19 protein-coding genes are annotated in these 19,791 nt (G+C 72.1%); 13 read left to right on the forward strand and 6 right to left on the reverse strand.

The genetic code is table 11. The features are described 5' to 3' along the window. The first annotated feature begins 260 nt into the window (after positions 1-260). The gene (locus tag EDF42_RS16360) at positions 261-1,751 is read left to right on the forward strand and encodes an aspartate ammonia-lyase (RefSeq protein ID WP_123673411.1); all 1,491 of its coding nucleotides are present in this window, start codon (positions 261-263) and stop codon (positions 1,749-1,751) included. Between the two features lie 89 nt (positions 1,752-1,840). Here EDF42_RS16360 and EDF42_RS16365 read toward each other — a convergent pair whose 3' ends face one another. Beyond that, entirely contained in the window at positions 1,841-2,926 is a 1,086-nt protein-coding gene (locus EDF42_RS16365) for a YihY/virulence factor BrkB family protein (protein WP_123673413.1), read from the reverse strand. A gap of 173 nt (positions 2,927-3,099) precedes the next feature. After that, positions 3,100-4,419 carry an MFS transporter gene (locus EDF42_RS16370; protein ID WP_123673415.1) on the reverse strand — a complete coding sequence of 440 codons (1,320 nt, stop codon included), beginning with the start codon at positions 4,417-4,419 and terminating at the stop codon, positions 3,100-3,102. A 69-nt stretch (positions 4,420-4,488) separates the two neighbouring features. On the opposite strand from EDF42_RS16370, the gene EDF42_RS16375 reads away from it, so the two are divergent. The 3 genes from EDF42_RS16375 (at position 4,489) to EDF42_RS16385 (ending at position 8,013) form a co-directional block, all read left to right on the forward strand. Beyond that, positions 4,489-4,860: an FKBP-type peptidyl-prolyl cis-trans isomerase gene (locus EDF42_RS16375; protein ID WP_123293932.1), complete on the forward strand. Its 372-nt coding sequence runs from the start codon at positions 4,489-4,491 to the stop codon at positions 4,858-4,860. After that, the gene (locus tag EDF42_RS16380) at positions 4,860-5,696 is read left to right on the forward strand and encodes an aldo/keto reductase (protein WP_123341052.1); all 837 of its coding nucleotides are present in this window, start codon (positions 4,860-4,862) and stop codon (positions 5,694-5,696) included. The genes EDF42_RS16375 and EDF42_RS16380 overlap by 1 nt, the downstream gene beginning before the upstream one ends. Before the next feature lie 73 nt (positions 5,697-5,769). Next, positions 5,770-8,013 carry an AAA family ATPase gene (locus tag EDF42_RS16385; RefSeq protein ID WP_260235541.1) on the forward strand — a complete coding sequence of 748 codons (2,244 nt, stop codon included), beginning with the start codon at positions 5,770-5,772 and terminating at the stop codon, positions 8,011-8,013. 152 nt (positions 8,014-8,165) lie between these two features. On the opposite strand, the gene EDF42_RS16390 is transcribed toward EDF42_RS16385, so the two are convergent. From EDF42_RS16390 to EDF42_RS16400, 3 genes are read right to left on the reverse strand one after another with little or no spacing between them, the layout of a single operon-like run. Beyond that, positions 8,166-8,441, reverse strand: coding sequence for a protealysin inhibitor emfourin (locus tag EDF42_RS16390; RefSeq protein WP_123341050.1), 276 nt, complete (start codon positions 8,439-8,441; stop codon positions 8,166-8,168). A gap of 38 nt (positions 8,442-8,479) precedes the next feature. Then, complete coding sequence (locus EDF42_RS16395) at positions 8,480-9,541, reverse strand: M4 family metallopeptidase (RefSeq protein ID WP_123673420.1); 1,062 nt, start codon at positions 9,539-9,541, stop codon at positions 8,480-8,482. A 41-nt stretch (positions 9,542-9,582) separates the two neighbouring features. Next, positions 9,583-10,638 carry a glycoside hydrolase family 6 protein gene (locus EDF42_RS16400; protein ID WP_123673421.1) on the reverse strand — a complete coding sequence of 352 codons (1,056 nt, stop codon included), beginning with the start codon at positions 10,636-10,638 and terminating at the stop codon, positions 9,583-9,585. A 143-nt stretch (positions 10,639-10,781) separates the two neighbouring features. Here EDF42_RS16400 and EDF42_RS16405 point away from each other — a divergent pair, with 143 nt between their 5' ends. From EDF42_RS16405 to EDF42_RS16435, 8 genes are all read left to right on the forward strand, one after another. Continuing rightward, on the forward strand, positions 10,782-11,228 hold the full coding sequence (locus EDF42_RS16405) for a VanZ family protein (protein ID WP_123293926.1): 447 nt from the start codon (positions 10,782-10,784) through the stop codon (positions 11,226-11,228). A gap of 102 nt (positions 11,229-11,330) precedes the next feature. Next, a complete protein-coding gene (rpsO, locus tag EDF42_RS16410) occupies positions 11,331-11,600 on the forward strand; it encodes a 30S ribosomal protein S15 (RefSeq protein WP_070416523.1) in 270 nt (89 codons plus the stop codon). Between the two features lie 137 nt (positions 11,601-11,737). Next, complete coding sequence (locus EDF42_RS16415) at positions 11,738-12,355, forward strand: CE1759 family FMN reductase (RefSeq protein WP_123673424.1); 618 nt, start codon at positions 11,738-11,740, stop codon at positions 12,353-12,355. Between the two features lie 213 nt (positions 12,356-12,568). After that, positions 12,569-12,928, forward strand: a complete 360-nt coding sequence (locus EDF42_RS19075; protein WP_185041018.1) for a hypothetical protein — start codon at positions 12,569-12,571, stop codon at positions 12,926-12,928. Further along, positions 12,925-13,890, forward strand: coding sequence for an FAD:protein FMN transferase (locus EDF42_RS16420; protein WP_185041020.1), 966 nt, complete (start codon positions 12,925-12,927; stop codon positions 13,888-13,890). Before EDF42_RS19075 ends, EDF42_RS16420 begins: the two co-directional genes overlap by 4 nt. Then, complete coding sequence (locus EDF42_RS16425) at positions 13,890-14,447, forward strand: ferric reductase-like transmembrane domain-containing protein (protein WP_123673428.1); 558 nt, start codon at positions 13,890-13,892, stop codon at positions 14,445-14,447. Before EDF42_RS16420 ends, EDF42_RS16425 begins: the two co-directional genes overlap by 1 nt. Further along, entirely contained in the window at positions 14,444-15,760 is a 1,317-nt protein-coding gene (locus tag EDF42_RS16430; protein WP_123673430.1) for an NADH-ubiquinone oxidoreductase-F iron-sulfur binding region domain-containing protein, read from the forward strand. Before EDF42_RS16425 ends, EDF42_RS16430 begins: the two co-directional genes overlap by 4 nt. Further along, the gene (locus tag EDF42_RS16435; protein ID WP_123673432.1) at positions 15,757-15,990 is read left to right on the forward strand and encodes a ferredoxin; all 234 of its coding nucleotides are present in this window, start codon (positions 15,757-15,759) and stop codon (positions 15,988-15,990) included. The genes EDF42_RS16430 and EDF42_RS16435 overlap by 4 nt, the downstream gene beginning before the upstream one ends. Positions 15,991-16,015: 25 nt before the next feature. On the opposite strand, the gene EDF42_RS16440 is transcribed toward EDF42_RS16435, so the two are convergent. Next, positions 16,016-17,221 carry a hypothetical protein gene (locus tag EDF42_RS16440; RefSeq protein WP_123673434.1) on the reverse strand — a complete coding sequence of 402 codons (1,206 nt, stop codon included), beginning with the start codon at positions 17,219-17,221 and terminating at the stop codon, positions 16,016-16,018. Positions 17,222-17,502: 281 nt separating this feature from the next. Here EDF42_RS16440 and EDF42_RS16445 point away from each other — a divergent pair, with 281 nt between their 5' ends. Then, positions 17,503-19,785, forward strand: a complete 2,283-nt coding sequence (locus tag EDF42_RS16445; protein WP_123341041.1) for a polyribonucleotide nucleotidyltransferase — start codon at positions 17,503-17,505, stop codon at positions 19,783-19,785. Positions 19,786-19,791 lie beyond the last annotated feature (6 nt).

The following is a 19,791-nucleotide window of genomic DNA, read 5'->3' on the forward strand; positions in this document are numbered from 1 at the left end:
ATTCCTGCTCACCATCCACGGGCACGCGATCGCTCGCGTCCACCGGACGGGAGGCCCGTGGCGGCCTGGCACCGTGCCTCCCGTCCGGCTGGGTGTGGGCGGCGCTGACGCGACGCGCGCTTCGTGAGCAGAAATGGTCGGGTGCGTTCCGGCGACCCGACCATTCCTGCTCACCATGTGCGCGCTCCCGCCCGGCACGCCCCCGGCACACCCCGAGTCCGCTCCCGGACCGGCCGGACGGACTGGGCTAGCCTCGACGTGTGACCGGCAACGAAGCAGCACAGGCCCCCACCGGGGCGCAGACCCGTACCGAGAGCGACTCGCTGGGGTCGCGCGAGGTCCCGATCGACGCGTACTGGGGCATCAACACCCTGCGGGCCCTGGAGAACTTCCCGATCACGTCGGTGCCGATCTCGGTGTACCCGGACCTCATCGAGGCCCTGGCCACCGTGAAGCAGGCGGCAGCGCGGGCGAACCGGGCGATCGGGGTCCTCGACGACGAGCGCGCTGACGCCATCGACCGTGCTGCGCAGGAGGTGCGGGACGGCGCCCTGCGTGAGCAGTTCGTCGTCGACATCGTGCAGGGCGGTGCCGGCACGAGCACGAACATGAACACGAACGAGGTCCTGGCGAACCGGGCCCTCGAGCTCCTCGGCCACGAGCGGGGCGACTACGGGTACCTGCACCCGATCGACCACGTGAACCGCAGCCAGTCGACGAACGACACGTACCCGACGAGCATCAAGATCGCGATGATCTTCTCCGCCCGGCGACTCATCGAGCAGCTCGAGCAGCTCTCCGCGGCGTTCGCCGAGCGGGGGAACGCCTTCTCCGACGTGCTCAAGGTCGGCCGGACGCAGCTGCAGGACGCCGTGCCGATGACCCTCGGGCAGGAGTTCACCGGCTTCTCGCACACGATCCAGGAGGACGCCGACCTGCTCCGCAAGGTCCTGCCGCTGCTGGCCGAGATGAACCTCGGTGCGACGGCGATCGGCACCGGGATCACCGCGGACCCGCTCTACCGCGACGAAGTCCGCCGGCAGCTGCAGGACGCCAGCGGCATCGACGTCGTGACGGCACCGGACCTGATCGAGGCGACGAGCGACGCCGGCGCCTTCATGACGCTGTCCGGCACGGTGAAGCGCAGTGCCGCGAAGCTCTCGAAGATCTGCAACGACCTGCGGCTGCTCGCGTCCGGGCCGCAGGCGGGACTCGGCGAGATCACCCTGCCGGCGCGCCAGGCGGGCTCGTCGATCATGCCGGGCAAGGTGAACCCGGTGATCCCCGAGGTCGTGAACCAGATCGCGTTCGCCGTGGTCGGCGCCGACACCACCGTGACGATGGCGGCCGAGGGCGGTCAGCTCCAGCTCAACGCGTTCGAGCCGATCATCGCGCACTCGATCCTGCAGTCGCTGCAGTGGATGTCACGGGGCTGTGCGACGTTGCGCGAGCACTGCGTGACGGGCATCGAGGCGAACGAGGCGAAGCTCGCGGCGCAGGTCGACACGAACGTCGGGGTGGTCACGGCCCTGACCCCGTACATCGGCTACGCGGCTGCGGCGTCGATCGCGCACACGGCGCTGACCACGTCGACGCCGATCTCGACGCTCGTCGTGGCTGCCGGCCTGATGGACGAGGACCAGGTGCAGCGCGTGCTGAGCCCGGCGCGGCTGTCCGGCATCGAGCTCGCGACCGGTGCGATCCCGGTGGTCACGGAGGAGATGCTGGACCAAGCGGCGCGCGAGCGCTGACGCGTAACCAGCGCAACGAGCGCAACGAGCGCAACCAGCGCAACCAGCGCAACCATTGCAACCAGCGCGACCAGCGCGGCGCGACCGCCTCAGGGCATCGGAGTCTCGCCGACGCGCACCTGCTGGGCCACGTCGCGCAGGTGCTCCTGCGCCGGGGTCGGCTCGGCGTCCTCGTCGGCGGCGACCTGGGCCGCGGTGGTCCGGACGTTCCGCGCCGCGGCGATGTCGGCGTCCCGCCAGCGGGCGAGCGTGAAGTTGCGCGTGACGTCGCGCAGCGGCAACCGGATCGACTCGTCGGCCTCGATGCCGGCCAGGAGCTGCCGCATCCGGATCACCTCGGAGTCGAGCTCACCGCCGACCACGAGCACGAAGTTCGAGATGTACAGGTAGACGAGCAGCAGGATCCCGCCGCCGAGCCACCCGTACGCACGGTTCCCGCCGCCGATCGTCTCGACGTAGAGGGCGAAGCCGAGGGTCGCGAGCGCCCAGGTGACGATGGCGAACGCGGCACCGGCGGACACCCACCGCAGTTGCGGCGTCTTCACGTTCGGGGTCGCGTAGTACAGGACCGCGACCATCACGACGAGGTCGGCAGCGAGCACGGGCCACTTCACGACGTTCCACACGTCGTCGATCCACGGTGCCCACCCGAACGACGCGACGATCGCCGCCGAGATCGTCGGGGTGCCGAGCAGGATCACGATCGCGATCGCCCCGCCCGCCATCACGAGCAGCGTCACGAGGAGCATCATGCTGCGGAACTTCCAGATCCGCCGACCCTCCTCGACCTCGTACGAGGTGTTCATCGCCCGCCCGAACGCCGTCGCGTACCCGGACAGCGACCACAGCGTCAGCACGACGCCGGTCGCGAACCCGAGCCACGGGTTGTCGAGGGTCAGCAGCTGGCGCAGCGGGGTCTCGAGGTGCTGCGCCGTCTCCGGGCGCAGGATGAACCCGAGCACACCGATGATGTCGGCCAGGCTGTCGCCCTTCCGGTCGACGATCGACAGTGCGGAGACCACGGTCAGCGCGGTGGGGAACACGGTCAGCAGCGCGAAGAACGTCAGCGACGCCGCCGCGTCGACGACGCGGTGCCGGATGACCGAGTGGTAGGTGCGCCGGACGACGGCGCGGACTCCCGTCCGCTGGAGATCGCGCGATGCGCTGTCCGGCATGCGTTGTACGGTACCCGACACGTGACGTCACGCCGTGCCGTGGTCGCGTCGACCCCGTCAGAGCGACACGATCCCGCCATGGTCTGCCGTCCGTCTCGCGAAAGCGACAGACGCCCGCGGAAGGTTCGCGCAGATCTGTCGCTTTGGCGGGAGGGCCTGTGGCCGGTCGCCCGTCAGTTGGCGTGGGGGTGCAGGGCGTCGTAGCGGCGGAAGGAGGGGACGAGGCGGAGGAGCAGCGCGACGAGCGCCACGATGAGCACGCCGCCGATGATCGGCGGGTACGCGATGCCGGCCGCGACGACCAGACCCGCGTAGAGGTCGCCGAGCCGCGGGCCTCCTGTGACGACCACGATGAAGATGCCCTGCAGCCGGCCGCGCATGCCGTCCGGCGACGCTGCCTGCAGGATCGTGTTCCGGAACACCGAGCTGACGTTGTCCGCACCGCCGGCCGCCGCCAGGAACAGCGCCGCCAACCCGAGCGCGGGCAGGATCCCGATCGAGAACGACTCGCCCGAGCGTCCGCCGAGCACGTGCGCGAGCGCGATGACGACGCCGAACGCCGCGATCGCGCCGCCGTACGCGGTGATGGCCCACCCGACCGCCTCACCCTGGCGGCGCACGTGTCCGAGCGGCCCGGAGAAGACGCTCGACAGCAGCGCGCCGATCGCGTAGGCGGCCGTGAGGGTGCCCACGGTGATCGATCCGCCGCCGATCACGAGCGCCCCGATCGCGGGGAACAGGACGCGGGGCTGGCCGAACGTCATCGCGACGATGTCGAGCACGAACGTCATGGTGATGTTCTTCGACCGCCGGAGGAATCGCGCGCCCTCGACGAGCGAGCTCAGGCCCGGGCGGAGGGCACCGTGGTCGGCCGCCATCCGCGGCAGCGTGAACACCCCGAGGAACGCGAAGGTGAACAGGACGACGTCGATCGTGTAGGTCGGCGCGAACCCGACGCTCGCGATCAGGACACCGGCGACGGCCGGTCCGACGGTGACCTGGAACCCCGAGGCGATCCCGCCCAGGGCGCTCGCGGCTGGCAGCAGGTCGGTGCCGACGAGTCGCGGCACGATCGCCGAACGCGAGGCGTTGCTCACGGTCGCGGCGACGGCGTTCACGGTCGCCAGGACGTAGAGCAGCGCGACGCTGTGCAGCCCGAGCCACGAGTGCGTGGCGATGAGGGCGACCGCGACCCAGGCGATGATCGACGACACGAGCGCGACGGTGCGCCGGTCGAAGGCGTCGGCGAGCATGCCGCCGTACAGGCCGGCGACCACCATCGGCAGCAGGGCGATGACCCCCACGAGCGCCACGGCGAAGGTGGAGTGCGTGATCTCGTACACCTCGAGCCCGACCGCCACCGTGGTCATCTGCGTGCCGATCCCGGCGATGGCGGTGCCCGCCCAGAGCCGGGCGAAGGCGGGGGATCGGCGGAGCGGGGTGAGGTCGGCGAGCAGGCGGCGGCGCGGCGGTGCGGGAGTGGGTCGTGTCACGGTGGAACCATTCTGCGGCCTGGGTGGCCGTTGCGTCTGCCGTTGCCGCGCTCTGGTTGACTGGATCGCATGACTGACCTCAACAGCAAGCCCGAGTTCGACGCGCCCGAGGGCCCGGCCCCCACCGATCTCGTCATCACCGACATCGTCGAGGGCTCCGGCGAGGAAGCGTCCGCCGGGTCGACCGTCAAGGTGCACTACGCCGGCGTCGAGTACGAGACCGGCGAGGAGTTCGACAGCTCGTGGAACCGCGGTGAGCCCATCGACTTCCCGCTCGCAGCGCTCGTGCGCGGCTGGCAGGAGGGCATCCCCGGCATGAAGGTCGGCGGTCGCCGCAAGCTCGTCGTCCCGCCGGAGCTCGCCTACGGTCCCGCCGGTGGCGGCCACTTCCTGTCCGGCAAGACCCTGATCTTCGTGATCGACCTGCTCGGGGTGCGCTGATGCAGGTCGGTGCCCCGACCATCGAGCTGAACGACGGCCACCGGTTCCCGGAGCTCGGCCTCGGCACCTACGGTCTGAACGGTGACGAGGGTGCGGCCGCGGTCGGCACCGCCATCGCCAGCGGCTACCGGCTGCTCGACACGGCGCTGAACTACGGCAACGAAGACGCCGTCGGCCGCGCCGTCCGCGAGTCCGACGTGGCACGCGAGGACCTCGTCGTCACGTCGAAGCTCCCCGGCCGCCACCACGGCTACGACGAGGCGCACCGCTCGATCGACGAGACCCTCGGCAACCTCGGGCTCGACCACGTCGACCTGTACCTGATCCACTGGCCGAACCCGTCGGTGGACAAGTTCGTCGACACGTGGAAGGCGTTCGTCGACCTGCGCGACAGCGGCAAGGTCCGCTCGATCGGTGTCTCGAACTTCACCCCGGAGCACCTGCGTCGCATCATCGACGCGACCGGTGTCGCCCCGGCCGTGAACCAGGTCGAGCTGCACCCGTACTTCCCGCAGGCAGAACTGCGGAAGGTGCACCAGGAGCTCGGCATCGTGACCGAGAGCTGGAGCCCGCTCGCCGTCCGGTCGGAGCTCCTCACCGAGCAGCCGATCACCGACGCCGCAGCGGCCCACGGTGTGACCCCCGGCCAGGTCGTCCTGCGGTGGCACGTCCAGCTCGGTGCCGTGCCGGTGCCGAAGTCGGCCGACGCCACCCGGCAGCGCGAGAACCTCGACGTGTTCGGCTTCGAGCTGACCGACGCCGAGGTGCAGGCCATCTCCGGCCTCGAGCGCGGTCGGCTGTGGGACGCAGACCCGGACACGCACGAAGAGATGTGACCGACGACCCTTCGGGAACTGCGGGCCTCCAGCGGGCAGTACACTGGATTCCCCTCTTCCCGAAGGGTTGCGTGTGTCCGAACCGACCGAGATCGACCGCGAGCGCGGCTACGTGGACGGCCTCTTCCGCCGTCTCGACGAGCTGACCGCCGAGGCCGAACAGCGTCTCGCCGAGACCCGTCGTCAGGCGGTCGGCGGGAACCACCAGAGCCGCAGCGAGCGCGACGCGTACGCCCGACTCTACGAAGACACCGTGGCGACGCTCGAGCGCGTGGGGGACCGTCTGGTCTTCGGCCGGCTCGAGGTCTCCGAGCCCGACAGCTCGGAGGACGCCTTCCGGTACATCGGCCGCGTGGGCCTGCGTGACGCCGACCACCGCCCGCTCCTGCTCGACTGGCGTGTGCCCGGTGCCAGCGCGTTCTACCAGGCCACCGCGGCGCACCCGATGGGCATGCGCTCGCGTCGCCACCTGTCGCTCGAGGGCCGTCGGGTCGTCGGCGTCGAGGACGAGGTGTTCGACGCCTCGCTCTACGACGACGAGCGCACCCACCTGCAGGGAGAGGGGGCGCTGCTGGCCGCGGTGACCGCCGAGCGCACCGGCCGGATGACCGACATCGTCGCCACCATCCAGGGCGAGCAGGACCGCATCATCCGTTCCCCGCTCGAGGGCGTGCTGATCGTGCAGGGCGGCCCCGGCACCGGCAAGACCGCCGTGGCGCTGCACCGTGCCGCGTACCTGCTGTACTCGTACCGCGAGCGGCTGCGGGGCTCCGGCGTCCTGATGGTCGGCCCGTCGCCGGCGTTCCTGACCTACATCGAGCAGGTGCTGCCGTCGCTCGGTGAGACCGGCGTCGTGATGGCCTCGCTCGGTTCGCTCTACCCGGGGGTGCACGCGACGACGCACGACCCCCGCGACGTCGCCGCCGTGAAGGGCTCCGCGCAGACGGCCGCACTCCTGCGCCGCGCCGTGCGTTCCCGCCAGGTGGTGCCGACCGAGTCGGTGACGCTCGACGTCGAGGGCGAGCGGCTCGTCGTGACGCCGCAGCTCGTGGCTGACGCGATGAAGCGCGCCCAGGACCGCGGCAAGCCCCACAACGCCGCGCGCGTGACGTTCAACAAGCTCGCGCTCGACGCGATGACCCGGCTGCTCGCCGAACAGCTGCGCGAGCGCGGCACGACGGTGGACGAGGCCGACGAGAAGGTCCTGCGCGAGGACATCCGGAGCTCCTACGACGCCCGGGTGCTGCTGAACACCGCGTGGCTGCCGCTGCCGCCGGAGAAGTTCCTCGAGGACCTGTACGCCCGTCCGAACTGGCTCGCCTCGCTGACCCCGGACTGGACCCCGGAGCGCCGTGCCCTGCTGCAGCGCGCACGCGGTGGTGCCTGGACGGTCGAGGACGTCCCCCTGCTCGACGAGGCCGCCGAACTGCTCGGCCCGTTCGACCCGACCGGCGGCGCCGCCAAGCGTGCGGCGAAGGCCAGCCGGAACCGTGACATCGAGAACGCGCGGCAGGCGATCGAGAACATGGGTGTCGAGGGCATCGTCACCGCCGAACAGGTCGCCGGCTCGTTCGCCGAGGGCGGCGACCCCCGCTCGACCGCGGAGCGCGCCGCCGATGACCGCGAGTGGACCTACGGGCACATCGTGGTCGACGAGGCGCAGGAGCTCTCGCCGATGCAGTGGCGCGTGCTCGCCCGCCGCAACCCGCTGCGCTCCTTCACGATCGTCGGCGACATGGCGCAGGGCTCCTCGCCGGGGGCCGCGCGCACCTGGGACGACGTGCTCGGCGCGCTCGCCCGCCGACGCCGTGGCCGGGCACCGCTCGTGCCGCTCGACCACCGCATCGAGCAGCTCACCGTGAACTACCGCACCCCGCGGTCGATCGTCGAGGCCGCCGGCGTATTCGCCGACGGTGCCGGCCTGACCGTCACCCGCAACGAGGCCGTGCGCGACGGCGACCCCGTCGAGCGCGTCCGCGTCGCCCGCGCCGACCTGCTCGACACGGTCGTGTCGGTCGCCGACGCCGAACGGTCGCGGATCGGTGCCGGCACCATCGGCGTGATCGTCCCCGAGTCCGAGGTCGACGCCGTCCGGCAGCGGCTCACGCGCACCGAGGCCGACGTGCGCGGGCTCGCCTCGCCGCACGCCGGGTCGCTCACGGTGCTGACCGGGGCCGACGCCAAGGGCCTCGAGTTCGACGGCGTGCTGCTCGTCGACCCCGACCGGGTCGGTGCCGACGCTGCGCGTCCGGCGGCCGCGGTCTACGTCGCGATGACCCGTCCGACGCGGCGCCTGACGGTCATCGACGTCGACTGACCCGCGGATCGCGTTCGCGCGCGGCCACTTCGTGAGCAGAAATGGTCGGGTTCGCCGCGCGGAGGCGACCATTGCTGCTCACGATCCGCGGCGCTCCGGCGGGCGCGGGGCGGACGGGAGGCCCGTGGCGGCTCCGGCACACCCCCGCCGTCTCAGGACTGGTCGCCTGCAGAGCGGACGCGCGCGACGAGGTCGGCCCACGCGCCGTCGAGACGGCGACCCGGGATCGTCACGGTCGTGCGCTCGACGGTGATCGTCCACGTGAAGTCGTCGGGGACCGGCGGCCCGGCCGACGCCGTCGCGGGGGTCCGGGGGAGCGCGTCGACGACCTCGGACCACGCCGCGGGGTCGGCGCTCGTGTCGGTGTCGACCCGCCAGTGCCGCGTGGTACCGGCGAAGCCCCCGGAACGACGGACCTCGATGCGCATGCTCCCGACCGTACGCCGGTGCGTGGCGCTCGATCGTCTCAGTCGAGGACGCCCACCGTCCGCCAGGCATCCCGCACCGCGGTGTGCTCCGCGGAACCGGCGCCGAACCGGGAACGAGCGGCGTCGATCGTCACGGCGGCGAACCCGGCGAAGTCGATCGAGGCGGTGACGGACTCCGAGGTCAGGGCGTCCCACCACACGGCCCCGGCGCCCTGCCAGGCGTACCCGCCGATCGCGGTCGCGGCCAGGAAGAACGCGTGGTTCGGGATGCCGGAGTTCGTGTGCACCCCGCCGGCGTCGTCGGTCGTCACGACGAAGTCGGCCATCGTCGCGGGCTGCGGGTCCTTGCCGAGCACCGGGTCGTCGTAGGCGGTGCCCGGGGCCCGCATCGAGCGCAGGGCGTCGCCGCGCACGGCATCGGTGAAGAGCCCCTCGCCGATGAGCCAGCTCGCCTGCTCGGCGGTCTGCCCGGCCGCGTACTGGGCGACGAGGGAGCCGAACACGTCGCTGATCGACTCGTTGAGTGCCCCGGACTGCCCCTGGTAGGTCAGGTCGGCGGTGTACTGCGTGACGCCGTGCGCCAGTTCGTGCCCGATGACGTCGAGCGCGATCGTGAAGCGTCGGAACACCTCGTCGTCGCCGTCGCCGAACACCATCCGGCTGCCGTCCCAGTAGGCGTTGTCGTAGTCCTGCCCGAAGTGGACCGTGGCGTCGAGGGGGAGCCCGGCGCCGTCGATCGACACCCGGCCGAAGACGTCGAGCCAGAAGGCGTGGGTCGCGCCGAGGCCCGCGTACGCCTCGTCGACGGCCGCGTCGCCGGTGTCGGGGTCGCCCTCGTGCCGGACGACCGTGCCGGGCAGCGTCGTCGTGCCGCGGGCATCGGCGATCGTGCGCTGGGGCGACCGGTCGACCGTGCCGCTGCCGTTGACGCTGACACCGCGCGGGGCGACCAGTCGCTGGTGCTTCGGGTGCTGCACGAGCTCGAGCGACGCCAGGGCGGTGCGCGCGGCCGACGCCGCACGGGGGAACTCGGCCGCCTGGGCCACGGCGTGGAGCAGGTAGGGCGGGACGACGGAGCGCCGGCTGTCGGTCGGGGTCATGCGCTCATGCAACCACCGGGCACCGACACCCCCGCCGTGGGTCAGTCGCGCTTGCGGTTCTCGACCAGGCCGAGCGCGTAGGACTCCCACCACTGCCCGGCGGCCGGTCCGCCGTTGCACGTGCCGTCGCTGAGCCCCGGCGTCTTGACCCAGAGCAGGGCGTCGAGCCGGCTCGATCCACCGGTGACGTGCGGGTCCTGGCCGAGGCCCGCACCTTCGGGGTTGCACCAGGTCCCGCGCCAGCCCTGACCGTTCCGGGAGACGTCGATGACGAAGTGCGGATCACCACCGATCGCGTCGGCGAGGTCGTCGGCGTAGGCGCGCTCCTGGTCGACGCGGTAGAAGTTCGACACGTTCGTGAAGAAGCCCTGCACCTCGTCGACACCCGCCTGACGCAGCCAGTCGGCCATCGTCGCGGTCGGGACACGGTTCTCGTTGCCGCCGTCGAGGTACACCGTCAGTCCGTGCCCGGTCAGCGCGTCCACGGCCTCGCGGAGCAGGGGGAGCCGGGAGTCGCGGAGGCGCTCGCAGTTCTGGATCTGTGCGATCGCGTCCGGTTCGACGAGCACGACGGCCTTCGAGCCGGCCATCGCGCGGACGGCGGAGCGGACCCACGGCAGGTACGCGTCGTCGGCGGTGCCGCCCTTCGAGTAGCTGCCGCAGTCGCGGTCCGGCACGGTGTACAGGACGAAGACCGGGGTGGCGTGCTGCCGTTGAGCGCTCCGGACGACGGTGCGGATCGTCGCGCGCGTCTCGGACTGCGAGGGGTTCGTGAGCCAGGTCGCGATCGGCTGGTCGGCGATGCGGGCGATCTGCGCCGCGGTGTCGTCGTGTCCGGCGGCGCGGGCCTGGCGCTCACGGAGTCCCGGCTGGTTCATCGCGGACGGCTGGTGTGCCAGCCCGCCGGGGAACGCCTGCTCCACGGTCTTCCGCGTCACGACGTCCCGTCCGCTCGCTGTCGGGTCGGCGTCCGGCCCACTGCCGTGCGGCACGACGACCACGAGCGTCGTGACGACCGCCGCGACGCCGACGACCGCGGCCGTGATCCACAGCCACTGACGTCGCGCGGACGCACGCTTCCCCTGGTGCTCCGGCATCCGGCGGTCCTCCCTGTTCGCACCCATGCTGACAGGTGCGGGGGAGTCCTGGCCAGGACGCCGGGGTGTTCGTCCAGGTCGGCTGACGGGTTCTGCCAGGAGCGCTCCAGCGGGCGTGCAGGGCGGTGCCGCAGACTGGCGGGATGTTCCGTCGACTCCTCCTCCTCGCCGTGACCGCGGCGTACGCCTGGGTGATCTGGCGGATGACGCTGACCCCGCAGGTGTTCACGTCGGCACAGAACTCGTTCGTGCTGCACGCGATCGCCTGGGTGCAGCAGCTGCCGCACGGCACCTGGTTCACGTACGAGCGCACCGAGTTCCTCGCCAACATCGCGATGTTCGTCCCGGTCGGCATGCTCGCCGCGCTCTGGTTGCCGCGGCGCTGGTGGATCCTCGGAGCCCTGGTCGCGGTGGCCCTGTCGACCGGCATCGAGTTCGCGCAGGCCACCTACCTGCCGTACCGCGTCGCCGACCCCCGCGACGTGCTGTCGAACGGCCTCGGCGGTCTGCTCGGCGCGACCCTCGTCGGACTCGTCCGCAGTCTGCTGCCGGCCCCGCGTCGTCGTCGCCTGCGCGCCAGGACCGCCTAGGACTCTGGTAGTCTTGCGCGGTTGCCGTCGAACGGCCGCGGACAAAGAGCGCTCGTGCATCAGGCACGGGCACCGCGCAACGGACTGAAAGGGGATCTACGCATGGCACTTGACGCGAAGGTCAAGCAGGAGATCATCGAAGAGTACGCGACCCACCCGGGCGACACCGGTTCCCCCGAGGTCCAGGTCGCCGTTCTGACGCGTCGCATCAACGACCTGAACGAGCACCTCAAGGAGCACAAGCACGACCACCACTCGCGTCGTGGTCTGCTGCTCATGGTCGGTCAGCGTCGCCGTCTCCTCGGTTACCTCTCCGACGTCGACATCGCCCGCTACCGTGCGCTCATCGAGCGCCTCGGCCTGCGCCGCTAGTCGACGCCTCACGGCTTGACTGAACGCCCCGGTCCTCCTCGCGAGGACCGGGGCGTTCTCCGTTCCCGGGAATGGTTGCGCGCTGCGTGCGGTTCAGTACGATGTTCATGCAAACGCATCGAAAGTCGGGAACCACCATGACCACCATCGCCGTCGTCTCCGCCGGACTCTCCGAGCCCAGCTCCACCCGCCTGCTCGCCGACCGCCTGGGCGAGGCCGCCGTCGCCGCGCTCGTCGCCGAGGGCACGCCCGCGCACGTCCTGCACGTCGAGCTCCGGCCGCTCGCGCACGAGATCACCGACGCGATGCTCACCGGCTTCGCGGCGCCCGCGCTGTCCGCCGCCACGGCCGCAGTGGTCGAGGCCGACGCCGTCGTCTTCGTCACGCCGATCTTCACGGCCGGCGTCAGCGGTCTCGCGAAGTCGTTCCTCGACGTCCTCGACAAGGACGCCCTCGCCGACCTGCCCGTCCTGCTCGGCGCCACTGGCGGGACCTCGCGGCACTCGCTCGCCATCGACCACGCCCTGCGTCCGGTCTTCGCGTACCTCCGCGCAGCGGTGGTGCCGACCGGCGTGTTCGCCGCGACCGACGACTGGGGGAGTGACGGCGACGCCGCGGCCCTGGACGGACGCATCCGCCGGGCCGGAGCGGACCTGGCCTGGGCGATCCGGGCCTCCCGGCGGGCCCCGCAGGAAGCCGACGCGCTCCCCGCGACCGTGGACTTCGCGAGCCTGCTCGGTGGCCTCGGCCACTGACCCCGTGCCCCTTCCCGGAAGACGCCGTCGTCCTGCTGAGACGCCGCCGGATCCGGCGGCGTCTGGCTGACTCGGGGGCGTCCAGCCAACGCGCCGGCGTCTCGTGGACGGGCTCTTAGGCGGACCACAGGGTTCGTGGGGTCGGCGTGCGGCCGGCTGGCGGCTCGCTCACCGGTGGGCTCGGGAGCCTCGTCATGACGACGAGGAGGACCGATGGACACCAGGGGCAACGGCAAGCGATCCGCACGGGTCACGAGTGCGCTCGTGAGCCTGGGCGGACTCGCGGTCGCGACGGTCACGGGTGCCGGGCTGTGGTTCGGGCACGAGCAGGCCAGCACGACGACGACCGACACGTCCACGAGCACGAACACCACGACGGACTCCGGTTCGGGTACCGGGACGTCGGGCGACGCCACCACCGACTCCGGGTCGTCGTCCTCCTCGTCGTCGAACGACACGTCGACCGACACGTCGACCGACACGTCGACCGACAGCGGCACGAGCAGCAGCGACACCGGCGTCTCGCAGGGCACCACCGGTGGGTCGTCCGACACGACGACGACGGGATCGTGACCGTGCGCGCCGCCGCCGAGTGGGACCTCTGGACCACCACCGCCCGGGTCGTCCTCGACCACCGCGACCGCCGCCACCTCGCCGCCGCCGAGTCCTGCGTCCGCGAGGTCACCGCCGCCGTCGACGCCGCGTGCAGCCGGTTCCGCGCCGACTCCGAGCTCGTGGCCCGCGCCGAGGACCTGGTGCGCGGCACCGAGGTCTCGCCCCTGCTGGCGACGCTCGTGCACCAGGCCGTCGACGCCGCACGGCTGTCCGACGGGGACGTCGACCCGACGCTCGGCCGACGGATGGTGTCCCTCGGGTACGACGCCGCGTTCGCCGACGCGCCACCGGTCCCGTCACCCGACGCCGTGGCCCGATCGCTCGACGACCGCCCGGCGTGGCAGCGGATCCTGCTGTCCGGCACGTTCCTGCGGGTCCCCGAGAGCGTCACGCTCGACCTCGGTGCCACGGCGAAGGCCGCCGCCGCGGACATGGCGGCCGCGAGCATCACCGCGCGGCTCGGCGTCGGTGCCCTCGTCTCGCTCGGCGGGGACGTCGCCACGGCCGGCCCGGACCCCTCCGGCGGCTGGCAGGTGCGTGTGCAGGACCTGGCGGACGACCCCGTCGACCACGTCCGGATCGCCTCCGGGTGGTCCGTCGCGACCTCGAGCACGCAGAAGCGCCGCTGGGAGCAGGACGGGACCGCGCGGCACCACATCCTCGATCCGCGGTGGGGCCTGCCCGCCGAACCGGTGTGGCGGTCGGTGACGGTCGTCGCCCCCTCGTGCACCACCGCCAACACGATGACCACCGCCGCGATCGTCCGGGGGCACGGCGCCGTGGAGTGGCTCCGGCAGAGCGGCCGTGCGGCCCGGCTCGTCGCGGCCGACGGCTCGGTGCTGCGGATCGGCGGCTGGCCGGAGGACCAGGCTGCCGACGGTTCCGTCACCGTCACCGTCGACGGGGCGGACGCCGCCTGATGGACACCGCGCTCTGGGTGGTCGGCCGCGGCACGGGCGTCGCCGCCGTCGTGCTCCTGACCCTGACGGTCCTGCTCGGCATCGTGACCCGCGGCGGACGACCGCTCCCCGGCCTGCCCCGGTTCGGCGTGCAGCTCGTGCACCGGGACGTCGCCCTGGCGTCCACCGTGTTCGTGGGCGTGCACGTGGTGACGCTGCTGCTCGACACCGAGGCCGAACTGCGCCTGCTGGACGCCGTCGTCCCGTTCGTCGGGGCGTACCGCTGGTTCTGGCTCGGGCTCGGCACCCTGGCCGTGGACCTGCTCGTGGTGCTCGTCGTCACGGCGATGCTCCGCCGGGTGATCGGTCCGCGGGTGTTCCGCGCCGTGCACTGGGCCGCCTACGCCATGTGGCCGATCGCGATGGCGCACGCGATCGGCACCGGGACCGACGGCACCTCCGCCTGGTTCCTGGTGGTCGCCGGAGTCTGCGCCGCCGCCGTCCTCGGCGCCGTGGCCTGGCGCTGCACGGCCGGCATCACCGCGTTCCGTCCGACCCCGAAGGAGGCCCTCCGATGACCCTGGTCCACCCGCTCACCGTGCCACCACCGACCGGCACGCAGCGACTCCTCGCCGCCGCCGGACCCGGACTCGACGCCCACCACCGCACGCACGGGCCGCTCCCGCACGTGGGACCCGGGATCATCGACGAGATCGGTCTCGCCGGGGTCGACGGCCGCGGCGGAGCCGGGTTCCCGCTCGCCCGCAAGCTCGACGCCGTGGCGGGCCGGACCCGGCGCGGCAGCCGCGGTGCCCCGATCGTCATCGCCAACGGCGCCGAGGGGGAACCCGCCAGTCGCAAGGACGCCGTCCTGCTCGAACGGGCACCGCACCTGGTGCTCGACGGCATCGTCGTCGCGGCGCTCGCGATCGGTGCGACCGAGGCCGTGGTCGCCACGAGCGCACGGCTCGCCGATCGGGTCCGGCAGGCACTCGCCGAACGCACCGACGGCCGGCGCGGCACCGGCACCGACCCGGTCGCCATCGAGGTCCGGGCCCTGCCCCACACCACCTTCGTCGCCGGGCAGGCCACGGCGCTCGCCTCGGCCGTCTCCGGAGGACGAGGACTGCCGGAGGACCGCGTCGTGCGGCTCGCCGACCGTGGACCGAGCGGTCGCGCGACCCTCGTGTCGAACGTCGAGACCCTCGCCCAGGCGGCACTCGTCGCACGGTACGGGGCGGCGTGGGCGCGGAGCGTCGGCAGCGCGAGCGCTCCCGGCACCCGTCTCGTGACGGTCAGCGATGTGACCGACCCGGGTGGTGCCGTGGTGCTGGAGACCGCCGGGGGTGCGCCGCTCGGGCAGCTGCTGGGGGCCTCCCGGCTGCCGGCGGCCGATCCGCGACGGACGCGAGCCGTCCTGCTCGGCGGGTGGGGCGGCACCTGGGTGCCGGCCGCAGCGCTCGACGCGCCCTTCGACGTCGACGGGCTCGCACCGTGGGGTGCGGCGCCCGGGGCTGGCGTGCTGGCCGTGCTCGACGACCGGACCTGCCCGGTCGGGGTCACCGCGGGCCTCGCCGCGGCGCTCGCCGGGGCGTCCGCCGGCCGCTGCGGGCCGTGCGTGAACGGGTTGCCGCGGATCGCCGACGTGGTCGCCGACCTGGCCTCCGGGCGTCGGGCGGGCGACCTGGCCGGCGAGGTCCGGCGGATCGCTGCGCTCGTCGACGGACGCGGGGCCTGCCACCACCCGGACGGCGTCGCGCGGATGGTGCGGAGCGCCCTCGACGTGTTCCACGACGACGTGCAGGCGCACCTGCGGGGCGCGTGCCTGGTCGGGCCCGGTGCGGCCGGGTCCGGCTCGGCGGGGTCCGGCTCGGTCGGGGGACCCCGATGACCGCCGCCGCCGGTACCGTCGCCCTGCACGTCGACTGGACCCGCTGCCGGGGACGCGGCCTGTGCACTGAACTGTTCGCCGAGCGGCTGGCGCGCGACGAGTGGGGCTACCCGATCGCACGGGACGGCGGTGGCACCCGCGACGTGCCGGTGCGGCCGGACGAACGCGCCGCCGCTGCGGACGCGGTGGCGATGTGCCCGCTGCAGGCGTTGCGGCTGGTGGGGGAGTGAGCAGGGACGCGGTGAGCCGGGGTCCTCAGTACCAGTGCGGGTTGACGCTCATCTCGTGGCCCCACGCACCGCACGGCGATCCGTAGGCGCTCTTGATGTAGGCGAGTCCCCAGTTGATCTGCGTGTTCGCGTTCGTCCGCCAGTCCGCCCCGGCCGCCGACATCTTCTCAGCGGGCAGCGACTGCGGGATGCCGTAGGCGCCGCTCGAGGCGTTCAGCGCGTTCGCCCGCCAGCCGGACTCCTGCGTCCACAGCGACACCAGGCAGGAGAACTGGTCGTCGCCCCAACCGTACGAGCCCAGGGCGCTCCGCGCGTAGGCCTGCGCGGCCGCGGGGTCCACGACGACACCGCCGGTGCTCGGGTAGCTCGAGCCGCCGCCGGCGCTGGTGCTCCCGCCGCTGCCGGTGTCGGTGCTCGCCGAAGCTGCCGCGGCCTGTGCCGCTGCGGCCGCCGCACGCTTGCGCTGCTGTTCGGCCTTCTGCGCCGCCACCTTCTGCCCGAGCTCGTACCCTGCGGCCTGCTTCGCGGTGGTGTCCCGGAGCGACGCGAGCTGCGCGTACAGCTGATCGCTGTGCTGCTCGGTCGACTCGACCGCGGCGTTCGCCACGGACTCGGCGGACTTCGCCGCCGCGGACCGTTCCTCGGCTGCCTGCGCACGCGTCGCGCGTTCGGTCTCGGCGCGTTCGGCCTGTTCGTGCAGTGACGATGCCGTGCCGGCCGCGACGGACGCCTCGTCCATCACGCCGGACCACGTGGACGACAGCTGGTCGAGCGCGCCCAGCTGGTAGAGCAGCTGGTCGGGGTTCCCCGCGGTCGCGATCCGGGTGGTCATCTGGTTCGTGCTGCCGTCGCGGTACAGGTTCGCCGCCAGTTGGCCGGCACGCTTCTGGGCTCGGTCCGCCGTCTCCGTCGCGTGCTGCGCCTGGGCCTGGAGGCTCGTGGCGGCCTGGGTGGCCTCCGCCAACTCCGCCTCGGCCGCGTCCGCTTTCGACGAGGCCGTCAGCGCGGCCTGCGACTTCGCCGCTGCTTCGTCCTGCGCCGACTGCAGCGCGGCCTGCACCTTGGTGACCTCGGCGCGCTTGGCGGTCTCGTTCCCCTTGGCCTGCTGCACGTCCTGCCAGGTCGGGTACTCCGTCGCGGACGCCGGGACAGCGGTGAGGACCGGGGCGACGAGCGCGCCGACGACCACGGCGGCCGCGACGAGCACGCCCCGCGAGGGGGTGAGACGCATGGCAGCAGGTTACCGAGGCTCGCCCGGCCGTCAGCGAGCCGCGCCGCCGATTCCCTGTGGACTGGTAAAGTCCATCGTGTCCGAGGACCGTTTCCCCGGATGTTCGACACAACACTGCGCAGGCCGGGCACGGAGCTGGTCATCGGTGGTGGCTCGCGGGCCGGAACGGTTTCCCGAGTGCTTCTACTGCTGGCCAGACATGCGTCCGGAACGATCGGCGCGCACGCACCATCGAGTGCCGTCGCCACGGCCTGCCGAACACACATCAAGGAGGCACCCTTTTGGAGGGTCCCGAGATCAAGTTCGCCGAAGCCGTCATCGACAACGGCAAGTACGGCAAGCGCACCGTCCGGTTCGAGACCGGTCGGCTCGCACAGCAGGCTCAGGGCGCGGTCGCCGCGTACCTCGACGAGGAAACGATGCTCCTCTCGGCCACCAGCGCCGGCAAGCACCCGCGTGAAGGATTCGACTTCTTCCCGCTGACCGTCGACGTCGAGGAGCGCTCGTACGCCGCCGGCAAGATCCCCGGTTCGTTCTTCCGCCGCGAAGGCCGCCCGTCGACCGAGGCCATCCTGGTCTGCCGACTCATCGACCGGCCGCTGCGCCCGTCGTTCGTCGACGGCCTGCGCAACGAGGTCCAGATCGTCATCACCGTCCTGAGCATCGCTCCGGACGAGTTCTACGACGCGCTGGCCATCAACGCCGCGTCCGCGTCGACGCAGATCTCCGGTCTGCCGTTCTCCGGCCCGATCGCCGGTGTGCGCCTCGCGCTCATCCCGGGTTCGAACGGCACCGACCAGTGGGTCGCGTTCCCGAAGGCATCGCAGCTCGCCGACGCCGTCTTCGACCTCACGGTCGCCGGCCGTGTCGTCACCGACGAGGCGGGCAACGAGGACGTCGCCATCATGATGGTCGAGGCCGAGGCCACCGAGCACAGCTGGGAGCTCATCCAGGGCGGCGCCACCAAGCCCGACGAGGCCGTCGTCGCGCAGGGTCTCGAGGCGGCCAAGCCGTTCCTCAAGTCCCTCGTCGACGCCCAGGCGAAGCTCGCCGCGCAGTCCGCCAAGGAGATCCAGGACTACCCGGTCTTCCCGCCGTACGCGCCCGAGGTCTACTCGGCCGTCGAGGCCCTCGCGCTCTCCGAGCTCGGTGACGTCTACAAGATCGCCGCCAAGACCGAGCGCCAGGACGCCGACGACGCACTCAAGTCGCGCGTCAAGGAGGCCATCGCGTCGAAGGTGTCGGCGGGCGAACTGCCCGAGGTCGCCAACTCGCAGGTCAGTGCCGCCTACAAGTCGGTCACGAAGAAGGTCGTCCGCGGCCGCATCCTGACCGAGCAGGTCCGCATGGACGGCCGCGGCCTGGCCGACATCCGTCCGCTCGACGCCGAGGTCGCCGTGATCCCCCGCGTCCACGGTTCGGCGATCTTCCAGCGCGGCGAGACGCAGATCCTCGGCGTCACCACGCTGAACATGCTCAAGATGGAGCAGCAGATCGACTCGCTGTCGCCCGTCACGAAGAAGCGCTACCTGCACCACTACAACTTCCCGCCCTACTCGACCGGTGAGACCGGCCGTGTGGGTTCGCCGAAGCGTCGCGAGATCGGGCACGGCTTCCTCGCCGAGCGCGCCCTCGTGCCGGTGCTGCCGACGCGTGAAGAGTTCCCGTACGCCATCCGTCAGGTCTCCGAGGCGCTCAGCTCCAACGGCTCGACCTCGATGGGTTCCGTCTGCGCCTCGACCCTCTCGCTGCTCAACGCCGGTGTGCCCCTCAAGGCCCCGGTCGCCGGCATCGCGATGGGCCTGGTGTCCGACACCGTCGACGGTCAGACCCGCTACGCGGCGCTGACCGACATCCTCGGTGCCGAGGACGCCCTCGGCGACATGGACTTCAAGGTCGCCGGTACCTCGGAGTTCGTCACCGCGATCCAGCTCGACACCAAGCTCGACGGCATCCCGTCGACGGTGCTCGACGCGGCGCTGAAGCAGGCCAAGGAGGCCCGCTCGGCCATCCTGGGTGTGCTGAACGAGGCGATCGACGCCCCCGACGAGATGGCGGACACCGCTCCGCGCGTCATCTCGGTGCAGATCCCCGTCGACAAGATCGGCGAGCTGATCGGCCCGAAGGGCAAGACGATCAACGGCATCCAGGACGAGACCGGCGCCGACATCTCGATCGAGGACAACGGCACCGTCTACATCGGTGCCGTCGACGGACCGTCGGCCGAGGCCGCTCGTGCGTCGGTCAACGCGATCGCGAACCCGACCAACCCGGAGATCGGGGACCAGTTCCTCGGCACCGTCGTGAAGATCGCCACGTTCGGCGCCTTCGTGTCGCTGCTCCCGGGCCGTGACGGTCTGCTCCACGTCTCCGAGGTGCGCAAGCTCGCCGGTGGCAAGCGTGTGGAGAACGTCGAGGACGTCCTGGGCGTCGGCCAGAAGGTCCTGGTCGAGGTCACCAAGGTGGACGACCGCGGCAAGCTGTCGCTCGCGCCGGTCGTCGCCGAGGAGTCGGACACCGACTCCAGCGGTGCCCGCGAGGAGTCGACGGACGCCACCGTCTGATCCACC

Origin of the sequence: Curtobacterium sp. PhB172 (genome assembly GCF_003752545.1) — a bacterium.
GTDB lineage: Bacteria > Actinomycetota > Actinomycetes > Actinomycetales > Microbacteriaceae > Curtobacterium.

Excerpts from the sequence above, each read along its gene's own strand:
- EDF42_RS16365 (WP_123673413.1), bottom strand. The coding sequence starts at position 2,926 with ATGCCGGACAGCGCATCGCGCGATCTCCAGCGGACGGGAGTCCGCGCC.
- EDF42_RS16375 (WP_123293932.1), top strand. The coding sequence starts at position 4,489 with ATGACTGACCTCAACAGCAAGCCCGAGTTCGACGCGCCCGAGGGCCCG.
- EDF42_RS16380 (WP_123341052.1), top strand. The coding sequence starts at position 4,860 with ATGCAGGTCGGTGCCCCGACCATCGAGCTGAACGACGGCCACCGGTTC.
- EDF42_RS16390 (WP_123341050.1), bottom strand. The coding sequence starts at position 8,441 with ATGCGCATCGAGGTCCGTCGTTCCGGGGGCTTCGCCGGTACCACGCGG.
- EDF42_RS16395 (WP_123673420.1), bottom strand. The coding sequence starts at position 9,541 with ATGACCCCGACCGACAGCCGGCGCTCCGTCGTCCCGCCCTACCTGCTC.
- EDF42_RS16400 (WP_123673421.1), bottom strand. The coding sequence starts at position 10,638 with ATGCCGGAGCACCAGGGGAAGCGTGCGTCCGCGCGACGTCAGTGGCTG.
- EDF42_RS16405 (WP_123293926.1), top strand. The coding sequence starts at position 10,782 with ATGTTCCGTCGACTCCTCCTCCTCGCCGTGACCGCGGCGTACGCCTGG.
- rpsO (WP_070416523.1), top strand. The coding sequence starts at position 11,331 with ATGGCACTTGACGCGAAGGTCAAGCAGGAGATCATCGAAGAGTACGCG.
- EDF42_RS16415 (WP_123673424.1), top strand. The coding sequence starts at position 11,738 with ATGACCACCATCGCCGTCGTCTCCGCCGGACTCTCCGAGCCCAGCTCC.
- EDF42_RS19075 (WP_185041018.1), top strand. The coding sequence starts at position 12,569 with ATGGACACCAGGGGCAACGGCAAGCGATCCGCACGGGTCACGAGTGCG.
- EDF42_RS16425 (WP_123673428.1), top strand. The coding sequence starts at position 13,890 with ATGGACACCGCGCTCTGGGTGGTCGGCCGCGGCACGGGCGTCGCCGCC.
- EDF42_RS16430 (WP_123673430.1), top strand. The coding sequence starts at position 14,444 with ATGACCCTGGTCCACCCGCTCACCGTGCCACCACCGACCGGCACGCAG.
- EDF42_RS16435 (WP_123673432.1), top strand. The coding sequence starts at position 15,757 with ATGACCGCCGCCGCCGGTACCGTCGCCCTGCACGTCGACTGGACCCGC.
- EDF42_RS16440 (WP_123673434.1), bottom strand. The coding sequence starts at position 17,221 with ATGCGTCTCACCCCCTCGCGGGGCGTGCTCGTCGCGGCCGCCGTGGTC.